The sequence below is a fragment of the Tessaracoccus luoxuelianae genome (genome assembly GCF_054483915.1).
Genome location: NZ_CM137013.1, coordinates 1,742,913 through 1,761,042, shown reverse-complemented (window position 1 = coordinate 1,761,042; position 18,130 = coordinate 1,742,913). Strand labels below are relative to the sequence as shown.

Below are 18,130 nucleotides of genomic sequence, written 5' to 3'. Positions count from 1 at the left end.
ACGGCTTTGCTAGGTTGGGGCCATGCCCACGAGCCGTGCCCCCTTCGTCGACGTGGTTGCCGCGGTGCGCGAGCACACGTCCCAACTGCTGGGGCGGACCATCGGCCTGTCGGACGAGGACTGGGCCGCGCCGACGGCCTTGCCCGGCTGGACCCGCAGCCACGTGGCCGCTCATCTCGTCGACGGGGCCCGTAGACTCGTGCGCGTCATCGACGGGCTCCACTCCGGGCAGTCGCGGACGATGTACGACTCCGAGGCCGAGGAGCGACGCACCATCGAGTTGGGCGCCCTCGCCGGTGGCTTGGAGCTGCAGATCCAGCTCGACACCACCGCCAGCGAGCTGCAGGAGCTGTTCGGCTCGCTGGAGGGCGATTCGTCGCCGGTGGATCTTCGGCCCGGATACCGCATCAAGGCGTGGCAGATCCCGCTGTCCCGGCTCGGCGAGGTGGTCGTGCACGAGATGGATCTCGACAGCCGCTCCACCACCATGGACCTGGCATCTGAGACCGCGGTGTCGCTGCTGGCCTTCCAGGTCGAGCGGCTGGCGCATCGCCACGACCGCCCTGCCGTGCGCCTGGTGGCCGACGAGGGCTACGAGGCCGTCCTCGACGGCGAGGGCGACTTCACCGAGGTGCGCGGCCCCGCCGCGGACCTCATCGCGTGGCTGGCGCGGGGCGTCAATTCCCCCCGCCTGATCCGCACCTTCTCCTGACGGGAGCCTTCCCTCGGGCGGGCTGTCGGTGGGCACTATTACCCTGGCTCTCATGCGTCCTCTCGAAGAGCTTCAGCGCCAGGTGGCGCCGCTGCAGGTGATCTCCGACTACGAGCCTGCCGGGGACCAGCCGCGCGCCATCGCCGAGTTGCAGCGCCGGATCGGGGCCGGGGAGAAGGACGTGGTGCTGCTGGGCGCCACCGGCACGGGCAAGACGGCCACCGTCGCCTGGCTCGCAGAGCGGCTGCAGAGGCCCATGCTGGTGATGCAGCCCAACAAGACGCTTGCCGCCCAGTTCGCCAACGAGCTGCGGGAGCTCCTGCCCAACAACGCCATCGAGTACTTCGTCTCCTACTACGACTACTACCAGCCGGAGGCCTACCTCCCCCAGACGGACACCTACATCGAGAAGGACTCCTCGCTCAACGAGGAGGTGGAGCGGATGCGGCACGCGGCCACCAGCTCGCTGCTCACGCGGCGAGACGTGATCGTCGTGGCCACGGTCTCGGCCATCTACGGTCTGGGCACGCCTCAGGAGTACCTGGAGCAGCGGGTCACCCTGCGCGTGGGCGACGAGATGGACCGGGACCAGCTGCTGCGGCACCTGGTGGACATCCAGTACGCCCGCAACGACATCGGCGCCGGCCGCGGCACGTTCCGGGTCAAGGGTGACACGCTGGAGGTGTTCCCGATGTATGAGGAGAACGCGGTGCGGGTGGAGTTCTTCGGCGATGAGATCGAGCGGATCGCCACCATGCACCCCCTCACCGGGTCCGTGATCCGGGAGGAGCAGGAGACCTACATCTTCCCTGCCACGCACTACTCGGCGGGCGCGCACCGGATGGAGCGGGCCATCTCCACCATCGAGGTGGAGTTGGCGCAGCGGCTCGCCGAGTTCGAGTCGCAGGGCAAGCTCCTCGAGGCGCAGCGCCTCCGGATGCGCACGAGCTACGACATCGAGATGATGCGCCAGATCGGCACCTGCTCGGGCATCGAGAACTACTCGCTGCACATCGACGGCCGAGCCCCCGGGTCGGCGCCGAGCTGCCTGGTGGACTACTTCCCGGAGGACTTCGTGCTCGTCGTCGACGAGTCCCACGTCACCATCCCCCAGATCGGTGGCATGTACGAGGGCGACGCCTCCCGCAAGCGCACCCTCGTGGAACACGGCTTCCGGCTGCCGAGTGCCATCGACAACCGGCCGCTGAAGTTCGACGAGTTCGTGGAACGGATCGGGCAGACGGTCTACCTCTCGGCCACCCCCGGGCCCTACGAGATGGAGCGCTCGGACGGTTTCGTCGAGCAGATCATCCGTCCCACCGGCCTCGTGGATCCTGAGGTGGTGCTGAAGCCCACCAAGGGTCAGATCGACGACCTCATGGCGGAGGTCAAGCAGCGCGTCGAGCTCAACGAGCGGGTGCTCGTCACCACTCTCACCAAGAAGATGGCCGAGGATCTGACGGACTACCTGATGGATCACGGGATCCGCACCCGGTACCTGCACTCGGACATCGACACGATCCGGCGGATCGAGCTGCTGCGTGAGCTGCGCCTGGGCGAGTACGACGTGCTGGTGGGCATCAACCTCCTGCGCGAGGGCCTCGATCTCCCCGAGGTGTCGCTGGTGGCCATCCTGGACGCGGACAAGGAGGGATTCCTGCGCTCGGCGCGCTCCTTGATCCAGACCATCGGGCGCGCCGCCCGAAACGTGGCCGGCCAGGTGCACATGTACGCGGACAAGATCACACCGTCGATGGCCCAGGCGATCGACGAGACCAACCGCCGGCGCACCATCCAGGTGGCCTACAACCAGGAGCGCGGTCTGGATCCCCAGCCCCTCCGCAAGCGCATCGCAGATGTCTCCGAGATGCTCGCACGGGAGGACGCGGACACGGATCAGCTGCTCGAGGCGGCCAGGCCGTCGGGCCGCAAGGGCCTGGATCCGACGAGGCTGGCCCAGGACGAGCTGACCACACTGATCGCGGACCTCACGGCGGCCATGCACCAGGCCGCTGCCGAGCTTCACTTCGAGGTGGCGGCGCGGCACCGAGACGAGATCTCGGACCTGAAGAAGGAGCTCCGCGGCATGATCGAGGCGACGAAGTAGCCCCTCCGGGCGCGCCCCTAGACTTCACCCCACCCCACCTGAGAGAGGCCCACTATGACCGTGCGTTTCGGTATCCTCGGCGCCGCCGGGATCACCCCGTCCGCCCTCATCGCCCCCGCCCACGCCAACCCTGATGTGCGGCTGACTGCTGTGGCCGCCCGCAACCGGGCCCGCGCCGAGGAATTCGCCGCCGAGCACGGCATCGACCAGGTGCTCGACTCCTACGACGACCTTCTCGCGTCGCCTGATGTGGACGCCGTCTACATCCCGCTGCCCAACTCCGCCCACGCCGAGTGGACCGTGCGTGCGGCGAGCGCCGGCAAGCACGTCCTGGTGGAGAAGCCCTACGCCTCCAACGCCGAGGAGGCCCGGCGTGTCGTCAGCGAGATCGCGGGCCTGCCTGTGGTGGTGATGGAGGCCTTCCACTACCGCCACCACCCCCTCATCCACCGGGTTGAGGAGATCCTCGCCGCCGGCACCATCGGCACCGTCACCTCCGCGAGCGCCGTGTTCGACGTCCAGGTGCCTGACCGCAGCAACATCCGGTACAACTGGGAGCTCGCCGGGGGCGCCACCATGGACCTGGGCTGCTACTCCATCCACCTGCTGCGCACTCTGCTCAAGGCGGAGCCCACCGTCGTGTCGGCCCAGGCCCGGCGGTTTGAGGGGGGCCAGATCGACGAGGCCCTCACCGCGCAGCTGGAGTTCCCGGGCGGCGTGACGGCCACGGCGTCGAGTTCGCTGCTGGAGGACGTCCAGGCCCAGACCGCGCGCCTGGTGGGCACGCTCGGCACCATCGAGTTCGAGGGCTTCGTCAAGCCACACGGCGGGAACAGCCTCACGGTCACGGTGGGAGACCACTCCACGACGGAGACCGTGGCGCCGGATGTGACAAGCTACGGGGCCCAGCTGAGCGCCTTCGTGGCGGCCGTCGAGGAGGGCGGCCCCGTGGTCATCGACGCCGCGGACTCGATCGCCACCATGGAGGTCATCGACGCGTGCTACCGGGCGGCAGGGCTCGAGCCGCGGCGAGCCGTCCCCTGGGCCTGACGCCCCGGTGTCCATGGACTGAACAGAGTTGCCGGGGGTCACCTCGAGGACTTAGCCTTACCTAAGTTACATTTTTGCAATGTTCTTAGGAGCTATTTATATGTCGCGGACCCTTCTTGCTCTTCCCCTTGTGGTGAGCCTGTTCGCTCTGGGGGCCTGCTCCCCGGAAACGCCCGCCACCGAGGCGACGCCGGCGGCCGACGCATCGCTGGATGAGGCCACCACCCTGACGCTGTACTCCGGCCGCAGCGAGGATCTGGTGGCCCCGCTGCTCGAGAAGATCGAAGGTGCCACCGGCGTGACGGTCGAGGTCCGCTACGCCGGCACCGCAGAGTTGGCCGGCCAGCTGCTCGAGGAAGGCGACCGTTCACCCGCCTCGCTGTTCTTCTCCCAGGATGCCGGGGCGCTCGGTGAGCTGAACAAGGCCGGACTGCTGGCCCCGATGCCGCAGGACATCCTGGACACCGTCGAGCCGGCCTTCCGCGACCCCAACGGCAGCTGGGTGGCCACGTCCGGGCGGATCCGGGTGCTCGCCGTCAATCCCGAGACGGCGCCGGAGGCCCTCGGCTACTCGACCATCGACGACCTTCTCGATCCCGCCAACCGCGGCCAGATCGGCATCGCCCCCACCAACGCCAGCTTCCAATCGTTCGTGACCGCGCTCCGCGTCGCCAAGGGAGAGGCCGCGGCCGAGGAGTGGCTCACCTCGCTCACCGCCCTCGAGCCGAAGACCTACGAGAAGAACACCGCGATCCTCGAGGCGGTGGATTCCGGGGAGATCGGCATCGGACTGATCAACCATTACTACTGGCACCAGCTGCAGGCCGAGGTGGGCGATGACATCGTCGCCGAACTCGTCTACCTGGACGCCGGGGACCCGGGTGCGCTGCTGAACGTCGCCGGGGTCGGCATCCTCAACTCCGCCGACGATCAGGAGGCCGCCGCGAAGGTCGCTGCCTTCCTGGTCAGCGACGAGGCGCAGCAGTTCTTCGCCGACGAAACCGCCGAGTACCCGGTGGTGTCGGGCATCACCAGCGAGTTCGATCTCGCACCCATCGACGCGTCGAGCCAGGAGGGCGTCGATCTCAACGACCTCGATTCCCTGGCCGACACCCAGGCACTGTTGAGGAAGGTCGGACTGATCTGAGCGTCATGAGCGTCGCGCTTCAGCGTCCGCACCTCCCGCGCATCGCGCTGTGGGTGTGGACGCTGGCGGTCGTTCTGGTGACCCTGATTCCGGGGATCTACCTTGTCGTCCGCGCCGGCCAGGCGGGGCTGGGCGGGCTGGTGCAGATCCTGGTGGAAAGCCGGGCGGCGGAGCTGCTGGTCAGCTCGTTGCTCCTCGTGGCGGCCGTCACCGCGGTGGCCTGCGTGGTGGGCGTGATCCTGGCGTTCCTCGTCGAGCGCACCGACCTGCGGGGCCGACGGGTGTGGCGCGTGGCCCTCGCCCTGCCCTTGGCGGTGCCCAGCTACGTGGCGGCCTACGCCTGGGTCTCCACCGTCGGCGCCCAGGGGTTCTGGTGGTCGGTGGTGGTGTTGGGGCTGGGCACCTACCCCTATGTCTTCCTGTCCGTGTCCGCCGCTCTGCGCCGCGCGAACCAGAACGCCGAGGACGTGGCCCGCAGCATGGGCCTGTCCGGCTGGGCGGTGTTCGGGCGGGTCACCTTCCCCCATCTGAGGCCATCGATGGCAGCGGGCGCCCTGCTGGTGGCCCTCTACGCGCTCTCGGACTTCGGCGCCGTCTCACTGCTGCGCTACGACTCGTTCACCCGCGCGATCTTCATGAGCTACCGCGCCTCCTTCGACCGGACCACCGCGGCCGTGCTCGCGTTGCTCCTGATGGCGTGCACGCTGGCGATCACCTGGGCGGAGATCCGGATGCGGGGCCGGGCGGCCCGATCCGACGCGGTGGCCCACCGCACCCAGCAGCCCCTGCTCCTCGGGGCCTGGTCGACACCCGCCTCGACCGCCGCCGCCGTTGTGCTCGGGCTCAGCCTCGCCTACCCGCTGAGCGTCGTCACCGGGTGGACGTTCGCCGGGCGGAGCGCGGGCGTGGACTGGGCCGACCTGGGCCTGGCGACGTGGTCCACGCTCTGGATCTGTACACTCGCCGCGGCCGTGATCGTGGCCGTGTGTCTGCCCGTCGGGTGGGTCACCGGCCGCTCCGAGTCGAGGGCCTCGGCGTGGGTCCAGCACAGCCTCTACGTCGCCCACGCGTTGCCTGGCCTGGTGGTGGCCTTGGCGCTGGTCTTCTTCAGCGTCCGCTTCCTCGAGCCCTGGTACCAGCGCACGCCGGTGCTCATCCTGGCCTACCTGGTGCTGTTCGCCCCATTGGCCGTGGGGGCCATCCGGAGCGCCGTTCTGCAGTGCCCCCCGTCGCTGGAGGAGGTGGCAGGCTCCCTGGGCCTTGGCCCGCTGGCCACCTTCTTCCGGGTCACCCTCCCTCTGGCTACCCCAGGGGTGGTCTCGGGGTTCGTTCTGGTGCTGCTGACCGCCATGAAGGAACTTCCCGCCACGCTCCTCCTCAAGCCCACGGGTGTGGACACGCTCGCCACCCGGCTGTGGATGAACACCGACAACCTCGCCTACGCGGCCGCCGCACCCTACGGTGTGGCGCTCGTGCTGGCCGCCGTCCCCGCCACCCTTGCGCTCTCGCTTGCAGAGCGCGGAAGGAGAACCCCATGAGCCTCCAGATCAGCGGAGTGAGGCACGCCTTCGGCGCCAACACTGTGCTCCGCGACGTCGACTTCACGGTGGAACGCGGGCACCTGGCCGCCATCCTCGGGCGCTCCGGCTGCGGGAAGACCACCCTGCTGCGCATCATCGCAGGCCTCACCCGCCCAGACCAGGGCAGCGTCGTGCTCGCCGGTCGGGATCTCACGGGGATCCCCGCGCAGCACCGACGCATCGCTCTGGTGCCCCAGGAGGGCGCCCTCTTCCCCCACCTCAGCGTGGCCGGCAACGTCGGTTTCGCGGTGAGGGGGCGGCATCGTCAGAGCCGGATCGCCGAGATGCTTGAGTTGGTGGGCCTGCAGGACCTGGGCGACCGCATGCCGCACGAGATCTCCGGCGGCCAGGCCCAGCGGGTGGCGCTGGCACGCGCCCTTGCGGTGCAGCCGGACCTGGTGCTCCTCGACGAGCCCTTCTCTGCGCTGGATGCGGCCACCCGCACGGCGATGCGCAGCGACGTCCGGCGCGTCCTCCACGACGCCGGCGCCTCCGCGATCCTGGTCACCCACGACCGCGAAGAGGCGCTGTCCCTGGCCGACCACCTGATCCTGATGGCGGACGGGCGTGTCATCCAGGACGGACCCCCGAGTGACGTCTACGACCACCCCGTCAGCCCACAGGCCGCGCTGCTGGCCGGCGATGCGTTCATGATCCACGCGACGGCGCGCGGCATGGCCGCCGATACCTCCGTCGGCCGAATCCCACTCGGGGTGTCCGCGCACGGCGAGGGCATGGTCCTGGTCAGGCCGGAACAGATCACCCTTGACCCGGAGGGTGCGGTGTCGGCCCGGGTGCGCGACGTGACGTTCTACGGTCACGACGCCGACGTCCAGCTCCACGGGCTGCCGGGAGGCATCGAGATGGTGGCACGCGTGCAGCGGGCCACCTGCGCCCCCGGCGACGAGGTGCGGATCAGGGTGTCCCACGCCGCGCTCTTCTGCGCGGCGTGATCCTGGCCGGGGGCCGATGACGCCGGGGCCCTCGATCGCCTAGGATGGGCGCGTACGCGGGAGAATCGGCCGAGGCCGATGCCGAAGGAGCAACCGCCCCGGAAACTCTCAGGCCCCAGGACCGCGCACGCACTGCACTCTGGAAAGTGGCCGCCAGGCCCGCCGACGGATATCAAGATCTCAGGCACCGCGACAGAGGGGGCGCTGACTATTAGGGTGGGACACGCCACCCGACGGCGCCGGTACCCGGCGGAAGGGGCAGAGAAACATGACCTCGTCATTGACCACTGCGCTGCACAGCCTCCACCTCGCCACAGGCGGGAAGATGGTCGAGTTCGCCGGCTGGGAGCTGCCCGTGCAGTTCGCCGGGGTGATGCCTGAGCATCTGCATACGCGGGCGCAGGCCAGCCTGTTCGACGTCTCGCACATGGGCCAGGTCCTGGTTCGCCCCGCCTCGGGTTCGATGGAGGATGCGGCCGCGGCCCTGGAGCGGCTCATCCCCTCGAGCATCCTCGGCCTGGCTCAGCATCGGCAGCGCTACGGCCTGTTCACCGATGAGCGCGGCGGCATCCTCGACGACCTGATGGTCTCCCACCACGGCGACCGGTTCCTACTGGTGGTCAACGCAGCGCGGACGGCCCACGACCTTCAATGGCTGGCGCAGCTCGACGGCGTCACCGTCGAACACGTCACCGATCGAGCGCTGCTGGCCCTCCAGGGCCCGGAGGCCGAGGCGGCGCTCGCCACCCTGATCCCCTCAGTGACGCGGTGCACCTTCATGGACTCCCTTCCCATGGAATGGGACGGCCGCGAGGTGTGGGTGTCGCGGTCCGGCTACACCGGCGAGGACGGCTTCGAGATCTCGGTGCCCGACACGGATGCCGAGCGGTTCGCCCGCGCCCTCCTCTCCGTCGACGGCGTGCTCCCGGCCGGCCTCGGCGCGCGGGACTCGCTGCGGCTGGAGGCCGGCATGCCCCTGTACGGGCACGATCTCTCCCCAGACGTGACCCCCGCGCAGGCCGCGCTCGGGTGGGCCGTCCCGAAGGTACGCCGCGAGGGTGGGTCACGCTCCGGCGGCTTCCCCGGCGCTGACGTGGTCCTCGCGGAGCTGCGCGACGGTGCCCCGCGGGTGCGCCGCGGTCTCCGGCCCGACGGCCGTGCCCCCATCCGGGAGGGCGTGCCGGTCTACGCCGACGACGCGGCCACCGAGCCGATCGCCACCGTCACCTCGGGCGGGTTCGGCCCCACCGTCGGCGGCCCCATCGCGATGGCCATGCTCCCCGCGGGCACCGGGCCCACCGTCGTGGCGGAGCTGCGCGGCAGGCGCGTCCCCGTCTCAGTCGTCGACCTCCCCTTCATCACCCCGTCCTACAAGCGTTGAGGAGACCAGCCATGATCAAGTACACCAAGAGTCACGAATGGATCGACACCACCGGGCCCGAGTTCGCCGTCGGCATCACGGAGTACGCCGCCAACGAGTTGGGCGAGATCGTCTTCATCGAGCTGCCCGAGGTGGGTACCGAGGTGACCGCGGGGATCGAGGTGGTGGTCATCGAGTCCGTCAAGGCGGCCTCCGAGATCATGTCGCCGCTGAGCGGCGTGGTGACCGCCGTCAACGAGGAGCTCACCGACAATCCCGCGCTCGTCAACGAGGACGCGGAGGGCACCTGGTTCTTCCGGGTGGCGCCGTCGGATCCCTCCGAGGCCGAGGAGTTCCTCGACGAGGTCGCCTATGCGGCGCACATCGGCGCATGACGGGGGCCTGGCAGAGGGTCGACTACAACCCCGACGACTTCGCTCACCGTCGCCACATCGGCCCCAGCCCGGCAGAGATGCAGCGGATGCTCGAGGCCATCGGTGTCGACTCCCTCGATGAGCTCATCGATCAGACCATCCCTGAGGGGCTGCGCCAGTCTGAGCCCCTCACCTGGGAGCCACTGACCGAGTACCGGCTGACGCAGAAGCTGCGCGCCGTCGCGGCCAGGAACCAGGTGGCCACCTCCCTGATCGGCCAGGGCTACTACGGCACCGTGACGCCACCGGCGATCCAGCGCAACGTGCTGGAGAACCCGGCCTGGTACACGGCATACACGCCCTACCAGCCCGAGATCGCGCAGGGCAGGCTCGAGGCGCTGCTCAACTTCCAGACCATGGTGGAGGACCTGACAGGGCTGCCCATCGCCAACGCCAGCCTGCTGGACGAGGCCACCGCAGCCGCCGAGGCCATGGGCATGGCCAAGCGGACCGCCAAGTCCAAGAGCTCGCGGTTCTTCGCGGCCGAGGACCTGCACCCGCAGGTGCTCGCGGTCCTCGCCACGCGCGCCGAGCCCCTGGGCATCGAGCTCGTGACCGGCCCGGCGGAGGACTTCGTCGCCGACGACCTGTGCGGCGCGATCTTCGCCCACCCCGGCACCCACGGCCACGTGCGTGACCTCACCGCGCAGTGCTCCGCGCTGCGCGCCGCGGGCGCGGTGTCCATCGTGGCCACGGACCTGCTGGCCCTCTGCGTGGTGAAGGAACCCGGCGCCATGGGCGCCGACATCGCCATCGGATCGGCGCAGCGGTTCGGTGTGCCGATGGGATTCGGAGGCCCACACGCCGCGTTCATGTCCTGCCGAGACGACCTGAAGCGCGCCATGCCCGGGCGGCTCGTCGGCGTCTCCGTGGACGCGGCGGGCACCCGTGCCTACCGGCTCGCCCTCCAGACCCGCGAGCAGCACATCCGCCGCGAGAAGGCCACCTCCAACGTGTGCACAGCCCAGGCGCTGCTGGCGGTGATGGCCTCGTTCTACGCCGTGTTCCACGGTCCCCTCGGGCTCAGGGCCATCGCCCAGCGCACGCACCTGATGGCCGCCACGCTGGCAGCCACGCTCAGGGCCAACGGCGCTGAGGTGGAGCCTCGGCACTTCTTCGACACCATCACCGTGCGGGTCGGCGTGGGCCAGTCCGGGATCCTGGCCGCAGCCGAGCAGCGTGGCATCAACCTGCGCCGGGTCGGCCGGAGCCGGGTGGGCATCTCAGTGGACGAGACCACGGACCTCGACGTCGTGTGGCGGGTGCTGGACGCGTTCGGCATCGACGAGCGGCCGGACCTGGGCGAGGAGCCCGCCATCCCCGACGAGCTGCTGCGCACCAGCGACTACCTGACGCATCCGGTCTTCCACATGAACCGGGCCGAGTCGGAGATGATGCGCTACATGCGGCGCCTCAGCGACCGCGACCTGGCGCTCGACCGGGCGATGATCCCGCTCGGCTCGTGCACGATGAAGCTCAACGCCGCCGCCGAGATGATGCCACTCACCTGGCCGGAGTTCGGGGCCCTGCACCCCTACGCGCCCTCGCACCAGGCCGCCGGGTACGCGGAGATGGTGGCGGACCTGGAGCAGAAGCTGTGCGCGATCACCGGCTACGACGCGTTCTCCATGCAGCCCAATTCGGGCGCCCAGGGCGAGTACGCGGGACTGTTGACCATCGCCGAGTACCACCGTGCACGCGGTGAGCGGCGCGACGTGTGCCTCATCCCCACCTCTGCCCACGGCACGAATCCCGCCTCCGCGCAGATGGCGGGGATGAAGGTGGTGGCGGTCAAGGCCACCGCAGATGGCGAGATCGACGTCGACGACTTCCGCACGAAGGCTGCCGCCGCCGGGGAGGCGCTCGCGGCGGTGATGATCACCTACCCGTCGACGCACGGCGTGTTCGAGGAGTCGGTGCGACAGGTGTGCGACATCACCCACGAGTTCGGCGGGCAGGTCTACATCGACGGCGCCAACATGAACGCGATGGTGGGCCTGGTACGGCCGGGCGACATCGGCGGCGACGTGAGCCATCTCAACCTGCACAAGACCTTCGCCATCCCCCACGGCGGCGGCGGCCCCGGCATGGGTCCCATCGGCGTGAAGAGCCACCTGGTGGAGCACCTTCCCTCGGATCCGCGCACCGGTGAGGCGGGGGCGGTGTCGGCCGCTCCGCTGGGCTCGGCGTCGATCCTGCTCATCTCGTGGGCCTACATCCTGCTCATGGGCGGGGCCGGCCTGACCCAGGCCACGCGGGTGGCCATCCTGAGCGCCAACTACCTTGCCACCCGGCTCGGCAGGGCCTTCCCCATCCTCTACCGCGGGGCCCGGGGCCGCGTCGCGCACGAGTGCATCCTGGATCCGCGGGAGTACGCCCACCACGGGATCACCGTCGACGACATCGCCAAGCGCCTGGTGGACCACGGCTTCCACGCCCCCACCATGTCGTTCCCGGTGCCGGGCACCCTCATGGTGGAACCCACCGAGTCCGAGACCCTGGCCGAACTGGACCGGTTCGTCACCGCGATGCTGGACATCGCCCGCGAGGCCGACGTGGTGGTCGCGGGCGGCATGAGCGCTGAGGAATCCCCCCTCAGACGCGCCCCGCACACCGCCCAGGACCTGGTGGGCGAGTGGGACCGGCCGTACTCCAGGGAGCAGGGATGCTTCCCGCCGGGCGCGTTCCGGGTGGACAAGTACTGGCCCCCCGTCGGCCGGGTGGACAACGCCTACGGCGACCGGAACCTGGTCTGCGCCTGCCCTCCCTGGGAGGGGACCGACGCCTGAGCCTGACGGCTCAGCCGCTGAGGGCGACGAGGGCGGGCCACAGGGCCTCCACCTGACGCACGGTGGAGGCCTGGTCCCCCGAGTTGTCGATCACCCAATCCGCCGCCGCGCGCCGGTCCGCCCGCGACGCCTGGACCCGGACCCTGGCCCACGCTCGGTCCAGGCTCAGGTTGTTGCGCTGCATCAACCGCCTGACCTGGGTCTCGGTGGGCACGTCAACGCAGATGATGTGGTCGAAGGCCTTGTCCAGGCCGGTCTCGACCAGCAGCGGAATCACCTGGACCGCCACCGTGCCTGGCGGGGCGGCTGCCACCAGCTCGTCGGCGCGCTGCCGCACGAGCGGATGGACGATGGCGTTGAGGTCCGAGCGGGCCTCGTCGTCGACGAACACCAGGTCGCCCAGCTTGGTGCGGTCCAGCGTCCCGTCGGCATTCAGCATCCCGGAGCCGAAGCGCTCAACGATGCGGTGCAGCCCATCGGTGCCGGGCTCCACCACCTCCCGGGCGACAAGATCCGAGTCGATCACGACGGCGCCCAGGCGGGCGAGCTCGTCGGCCACCATGGACTTGCCCGAGGCGATCCCGCCGGTCAAAGCGATGCGTGCCATGGCCCGATGCTACTGGGGTTAGGCTGGATGCACGATCATCCCACCTCAGGAGGTAAATCATGGCAAGAATTCTGTGGATCGTGTTCGCAGTCATCATCGCACTCTGGCTCATCGGGCTGATCGCCAAGGTGGCGGGCGGGTTCATTCATCTGCTGCTGCTGGTGGCCCTGGCCATCCTCGTCTACAACCTGATCACCGGCCGGCGCGCACTCTGACAAAGCAAGGAGCCGCCCCCTCTCATCGAGAGGGGGCGGCTCCTTGATGCTACGAGTCAGCGACCGCCGGTGAGCTTGTCCCGCAGTGCCTGCAGGGTCTCATCCGAGGCGAGCTCGCCGGAGCCCTCGGACTCGGTGGTGTAGCCAGCAGCCGCAACCGTGGCCGCATCGCGGTCCGCGGTCTCGGCCGATTCGACCTGACGCTTGTGGGTCTCCCACAGGGCGTGCGCCTGGGCGTACTGGGCCTCCCAAGCAGCGCGCTGCTCGTCGAAGCCTTCCTTCCAGTCGTTGGTCTCCGGATCGAAGCCCTCGGGGTAGATGTAGTTGCCCTGGTCGTCGTAGGACGCCTGCATGCCGTAGAGCAGCGGATCGAAGTCGTCAGCTGCGACGTCGACGCCCTCGTTGGCCTGCTTCAGCGACAGGGAGACGCGACGGCGCTCCAGGTCGATGTCGATGACCTTGACCATGCGGTCGTCGCCGACGGAGACAACCTGCTCGGGGATCTCCACGTGACGCTCGGCCAGCTCGGAGACGTGCACCAGGCCCTCGATGCCCTCGCCGACCCGCACGAACGCGCCGAACGGAACGAGCTTGGTGACCTTGCCCGGGACGATCTGGCCGATCTGGTGCAGGCGGGCGAACGTCTGCCACGGATCTTCCTGGGTGGCCTTCAGCGACAGGGAGACGCGCTCACGATCCATGTCCACCTCGAGCACCTCGACGGTGACGGGCATGCCCACCTCGACCACCTCGTTGGGGTGATCGATGTGCTTCCAGGAGAGCTCGGAGACGTGCACGAGGCCGTCGACTCCGCCGAGATCGACGAAGGCGCCGAAGTTGACGATCGAGGACACGACACCCTTGCGGATCTGGCCCTTCTGCAGCTGCGTGAGGAACGTCTGGCGCACCTCGGACTGCGTCTGCTCCAGGTAGGCGCGGCGGGACAGGACCACGTTGTTGCGGTTCTTGTCCAGCTCGATGATCTTGGCCTCGAGCTCCATGCCCACGTAGGGCTGAAGGTCGCGGACGCGCCGCATCTCGACAAGCGAGGCGGGAAGGAAGCCGCGGAGGCCGATGTCGACGATGAGGCCGCCCTTGACCACCTCGATGACGTGGCCGGTGACGACGCCGTCCTCTTCCTTGACCTTCTCGATCGTGCCCCAGGCGCGCTCGTACTGAGCCCGCTTCTTGGACAGGATGAGGCGACCCTCCTTGTCCTCCTTCTGCTGAACGAGGGCCTCGATCACATCGCCGACCTGGACCACGTCAAACGGGTCCACATCGTGCTTGATGGAGAGTTCCTTGGAAGGGATGACGCCTTCGGTCTTGTAACCGATATCGAGCAGGACCTCGTCCCGGTCGACTTTGACGACGGTGCCAGAGACAATGTCTCCGTCGTTGAAGTACTTGATGGTGGCGTCGACCGCGGCCATGAAGGCCTCTGGGGTGCCGTAGTCATCGACCGTAACGGTCGGTGCCTCAGTGGAGGAGGTCATGTAGTAAGGGCTCCGAAAGTGAATGACAGTGCACAGCAGCCCTGCCGAAACGCGCGGTCCCCACTCCGTCCGAGGGATCGCAGGCCACAATGCCTCCCCAGCCTAGCTTTGATGGGGTTCAGGAGCAACCTGGGTCAGCCCCTGCCACGGTGGGTTGTCCACAGGGCTTCTCGCCGGTCGTGGGCGCTGCCTAAGCTTGGTGTGTGACCACTCCTCCGCAGCAGTCGCGCTCGCGCCTCCCCCTGCTCATCGTCCTTGCCGCGGCGCTCGTGGTCGTTGCGCTGATCGCGCTGATGATTCCCAGGGGCGAGGACACTGACGCCCTCCCCGTCCCGGCCACCTCCACGCCCGTCCCCGCCGCCTCCGCGCGGCCCTCGCCGTCGACGGCTCCCCCGACGCCCTCCGTCAGCCCCTCTCCCCTGCCGGCGAGCTCCTCTCCGGCTGCCGGGCCCCCCACCCTCGGCACCGCGACGCCTGACTGCACGGATCCGGCCGCCGGCCTTGTCCCAACCCGCTTCGCGATCCCGGCCGTCGGCGCTGACGAGCGCGTGGTCTCGCTCAACCTCGACGAAGACGGCAACATCGCCGCGCCGCCCAAGGACGAACCGCGAACCGCGTCCTGGTGGAACGCCGGCCCGATGCCCGGCGGCGACGCGGGGAAGGCCCTCCTCTCCATCCACACGTACCGCACGGGCAAGGCCTTGGGCAACGAGCTGTACGCCGGCGGTGAGCCGCAGCTCGTGGCCGGGGACCTGATCAAGCTGTACGGCGACGACGGCGTGGTCCAGTGCTACGAGTTCACCCGCTCCACCAAGGTGTGGGTGGCGGACTACGACCCGAACTCCGACGTGATGGTGGACTTCGAGGGAGCCCCGCAGCTGGCCATCATCATCTGCTGGGACTACAACCGCTCCAGCGGGGAGTGGGACTCGCGGATCTTCTTCTACGGCACGCCGGTCAGCGCCTCGGCCTGATCCTCAGTGGGCCGCCGACTGCCACGAATCGCCCACCCCAACGGAGACTTCCAGCGGAACCGCAAGGCTGAACGCACCCGTCATCTCCGCCTGGACCAGGTCAGTCAACCGCTCGCGTTCGCCTGGGGCCACCTCGAACACGAGCTCGTCGTGGACCTGGAGGAGCATGCGGCTGGCCAGTCCCTCCGCCTCGATGGCCCGCGCCACGTTGATCATCGCCACCTTGATCACGTCAGCCGCGGACCCCTGGATGGGTGAGTTGAGCGCGGCCCGTTCTGCCATCTCCCGGCGCTGCCGGTTGGTGGTGGTGAGGTCCGGCAGGTATCGGCGTCGGCCGAGCATCGTCTCGGTGAAGCCCCGCTTGCGGGCCTCCTCCACGACGGCGGCCAGGTACTCGCGCACGCCCCCGACCCGCGTGAAGTAGTCCTCCATCAGGGTCTTGGCCTCGCCCACCGAGATCTTGAGCTGGTTGGACAGGCCGAAGGCACTCAGCCCGTAGGCCAACCCGTAGTTCATGGCCTTGATCTTGGCGCGCATCTCCCCGGTGACGTCCTGCGGCTCCACGCGGAACACCAGCGAGGCCATCTCGTTGTGGAAGTCGCGACCGGAGGTGAACGCCTCGATCAGGCCCTCGTCGCCGCTGGCGTGGGCCATCAGCCGCATCTCGATCTGCGAGTAGTCCGCCGACATCAGCGACTCGAACCCCGCCCCCGGCACGAACGCGGAACGGATCTGGCGCCCCATGGAGGTGCGGATGGGGATGTTCTGCAGGTTGGGATCCGTCGAGGACAGCCGGCCGGTGGCCGCGATGGTCTGCACGTAGGTGGTGTGGATGCGGCCGTCGTCGCCGATGGCGGCCAGCAGCCCGTCGACGGTCTGGCGCAGCCGGATCTGGTCGCGGTGGGCCAACAGGTGACCCAGGAAGGGATGCTCGGTCTTGACGAACAGCGACTCCAGGGCATCGGCGTCGGTGGTGTAGCCGGACTTCGTCTTGCGGGTCTTGGGCATGCCCAGCTCGTCGAACAGCACGGACTGCAGCTGCTTGGGGGAGCCGAGGTTCACCTCGTGCCCCAGCACGTCGAAGGCTGCCTGTTGCGCGGCCGCGACGGCGCCGTCGAACTCATCGCGGAGGGCCTGCAGCCGGGCGATGTTCACGGCCACACCCACCCGCTCCATCGTCGCCAGGGTCCGTTGGAGCGGAAGCTCGACGTCGGCCATCAGGGCCGCCGCGTTGCGCTCCATCAGCTGGCCTTCCAGCGCCTCGGCCAGGTCGAAGACGGCCCGGGCGAGCAGGAGCGCCCGCTCCATGGACCCGTCGTCGGGCTCGCCGAAGTCCAGCGTGGCCTGCGTGTCGTCCGGGGCCATGGGCTCTGCGGAGAGGTCGCGCTGCAGGTAGCGCACAACCAGGTCCCCTAGGTCGTAGGTCCGTTGGTCAGGGCGCAGCAGGTAGGCCGCCAGGAGGGTGTCCTGCGCGACGCCGACCAGATCCCATCCGCGGGCCCAGCACGCCAGGGTGGGTCCCTTGGCTTCGTGCACCAGCTTCCCGCGCGACGGGTCCGCCAGCCAGGCGGCGAGCGCGGCGTCGTCGTCGGGGGTGAGGTCTGCCGTGTCCACATAGGCTCCGGCGCCGTCTGCGGCTGCCAGCGCCAGCGCCGTGACGTCCCCGGTGCCGCCGCCCCAGCGACCCACCAGGTGCAGCGCGGTGCGCTCCGTGGCGTGGGCGTCGAGCCAGGCAGCGACCTCACCCTCCGCCAGACGGTCCCCCTGCACAGCGAAGCTCTCGGTGGCCACGGGCTCGGCGGGCGCCAGGTCCAGGAGCCGCTCGCGCAGCACCCGGAACTCGAGCGCGTCGAAGAGTTGGTGCACCCGCTCGCGGTCCCACTCGTGGCGGGCGGTGGCGTCGAGGGTGATGTCGAGGTCGAGGTCGCGGACGAGCGCGTTGAGTCGGCGGTTGCGCACCACGCCGTCGAGGTGGGCGCGGAACGACTCCCCCGCCTTGCCAGGTACCTGCTCGGCCCGGGCGACGAGGTTGTCCAGGCCGTCGAACTGGTCCAGCCACTTGGCTGCGGTCTTCGGGCCGACGCCCGGGACGCCTGGGAGGTTGTCGCTGGTCTCGCCGACGAGCGCGGCGAGCTCCGGGTATCGGCTGGGGGCAACCAGGTACTTCTCGGTGACGGTCGCGGGGGTCATCCGGGCGAGGTCGGAGACCCCCTTGCGGGGATAGAGCACGGTGACGTGGTCGGTGACCAGCTGCATGGCGTCCCGGTCCCCCGAGACGATGAAGACGTCGTAACCTTCCGCCTCGGCCTTCGTCGAGAGCGACGCGATGATGTCGTCGGCCTCATAGCCCGGCATCTCCAGGTAGGGCACGTTGAGCGCGTCGAGGACGTCCTTGACCAGCGCCACCTGCCCCTTGAACTCTTCGGGTGACTTGGCGCGGTTGGCCTTGTACTCGGGGTACTGCTCGGTCCGGAACGACTCCCGCGCCACGTCGAACGCCACCACCAGATGCGTGGGCTGCTCGTCGCGCAGCACATTGATCAGCATCGAGGTGAAGCCGAACACCGCGTTGGTGTGTTGCCCCGTCGTGGTGGCGAAATTCTCCACGGGCAGCGCAAAGAAAGCGCGGTAGGCCACCGAATGGCCATCGATCAACAGCAGCTTGCCCGAGTCAGTCACACCGGCGAGCCTACCGAAGGTGTGGAA

The 18,130-nt window shown here is 69.2% G+C and carries 14 protein-coding genes and 1 riboswitch; of the genes, 11 read left to right on the top strand and 3 right to left on the bottom strand.

The genetic code is table 11. The features are described from left to right. Positions 1-22 precede the first annotated feature (22 nt). The 9 genes from ACX1D1_RS07825 to gcvP all read left to right on the top strand — a co-directional run bounded on the left by ACX1D1_RS07825 (position 23) and on the right by gcvP (position 12,132). A complete protein-coding gene (locus tag ACX1D1_RS07825) occupies positions 23-712 on the top strand; it encodes a maleylpyruvate isomerase family mycothiol-dependent enzyme (RefSeq protein WP_182800010.1) in 690 nt (229 codons plus the stop codon). A 52-nt stretch (positions 713-764) separates the two neighbouring features. After that, entirely contained in the window at positions 765-2,819 is a 2,055-nt protein-coding gene (gene uvrB, locus ACX1D1_RS07820; RefSeq protein WP_459054220.1) for an excinuclease ABC subunit UvrB, read from the top strand. 54 nt (positions 2,820-2,873) lie between these two features. After that, positions 2,874-3,869: a Gfo/Idh/MocA family protein gene (locus ACX1D1_RS07815; RefSeq protein WP_459054219.1), complete on the top strand. Its 996-nt coding sequence runs from the start codon at positions 2,874-2,876 to the stop codon at positions 3,867-3,869. Positions 3,870-3,969: 100 nt separating this feature from the next. Further along, entirely contained in the window at positions 3,970-5,016 is a 1,047-nt protein-coding gene (locus ACX1D1_RS07810) for an iron ABC transporter substrate-binding protein (protein ID WP_459054218.1), read from the top strand. A gap of 5 nt (positions 5,017-5,021) precedes the next feature. Then, a complete protein-coding gene (locus ACX1D1_RS07805) occupies positions 5,022-6,554 on the top strand; it encodes an ABC transporter permease (protein ID WP_459054217.1) in 1,533 nt (510 codons plus the stop codon). Beyond that, a complete protein-coding gene (locus tag ACX1D1_RS07800) occupies positions 6,551-7,549 on the top strand; it encodes an ABC transporter ATP-binding protein (protein WP_459054216.1) in 999 nt (332 codons plus the stop codon). The genes ACX1D1_RS07805 and ACX1D1_RS07800 overlap by 4 nt, the downstream gene beginning before the upstream one ends. A 47-nt stretch (positions 7,550-7,596) precedes the next feature. Beyond that, positions 7,597-7,683, top strand: a riboswitch (glycine riboswitch). A 134-nt stretch (positions 7,684-7,817) separates the two neighbouring features. Next, entirely contained in the window at positions 7,818-8,930 is a 1,113-nt protein-coding gene (gene gcvT, locus ACX1D1_RS07795; RefSeq protein ID WP_459054215.1) for a glycine cleavage system aminomethyltransferase GcvT, read from the top strand. An 11-nt stretch (positions 8,931-8,941) separates the two neighbouring features. Beyond that, entirely contained in the window at positions 8,942-9,304 is a 363-nt protein-coding gene (gene gcvH / locus ACX1D1_RS07790; protein WP_182783081.1) for a glycine cleavage system protein GcvH, read from the top strand. Further along, entirely contained in the window at positions 9,301-12,132 is a 2,832-nt protein-coding gene (gene gcvP / locus ACX1D1_RS07785) for an aminomethyl-transferring glycine dehydrogenase (RefSeq protein ID WP_459054214.1), read from the top strand. The genes gcvH and gcvP overlap by 4 nt, the downstream gene beginning before the upstream one ends. Before the next feature lie 10 nt (positions 12,133-12,142). Here the strand turns inward: gcvP and coaE are convergent, their stop codons facing one another. Further along, a complete protein-coding gene (coaE, locus tag ACX1D1_RS07780; RefSeq protein WP_182783083.1) occupies positions 12,143-12,739 on the bottom strand; it encodes a dephospho-CoA kinase in 597 nt (198 codons plus the stop codon). 59 nt (positions 12,740-12,798) lie between these two features. On the opposite strand from coaE, the gene ACX1D1_RS07775 reads away from it, so the two are divergent. Then, a complete protein-coding gene (locus ACX1D1_RS07775) occupies positions 12,799-12,954 on the top strand; it encodes a lmo0937 family membrane protein (protein WP_182783084.1) in 156 nt (51 codons plus the stop codon). A 56-nt stretch (positions 12,955-13,010) separates the two neighbouring features. Here the strand turns inward: ACX1D1_RS07775 and rpsA are convergent, their stop codons facing one another. After that, the gene (gene rpsA, locus ACX1D1_RS07770; RefSeq protein ID WP_182783085.1) at positions 13,011-14,450 is read right to left on the bottom strand and encodes a 30S ribosomal protein S1; all 1,440 of its coding nucleotides are present in this window, start codon (positions 14,448-14,450) and stop codon (positions 13,011-13,013) included. Positions 14,451-14,653: 203 nt separating this feature from the next. On the opposite strand from rpsA, the gene ACX1D1_RS07765 reads away from it, so the two are divergent. Next, positions 14,654-15,424: a class F sortase gene (locus ACX1D1_RS07765; protein WP_459054212.1), complete on the top strand. Its 771-nt coding sequence runs from the start codon at positions 14,654-14,656 to the stop codon at positions 15,422-15,424. 3 nt (positions 15,425-15,427) lie between these two features. Here ACX1D1_RS07765 and polA read toward each other — a convergent pair whose 3' ends face one another. Continuing rightward, positions 15,428-18,103: a DNA polymerase I gene (polA, locus tag ACX1D1_RS07760; RefSeq protein WP_459054211.1), complete on the bottom strand. Its 2,676-nt coding sequence runs from the start codon at positions 18,101-18,103 to the stop codon at positions 15,428-15,430. Between the last annotated feature and the right edge of the window lie 27 nt (positions 18,104-18,130).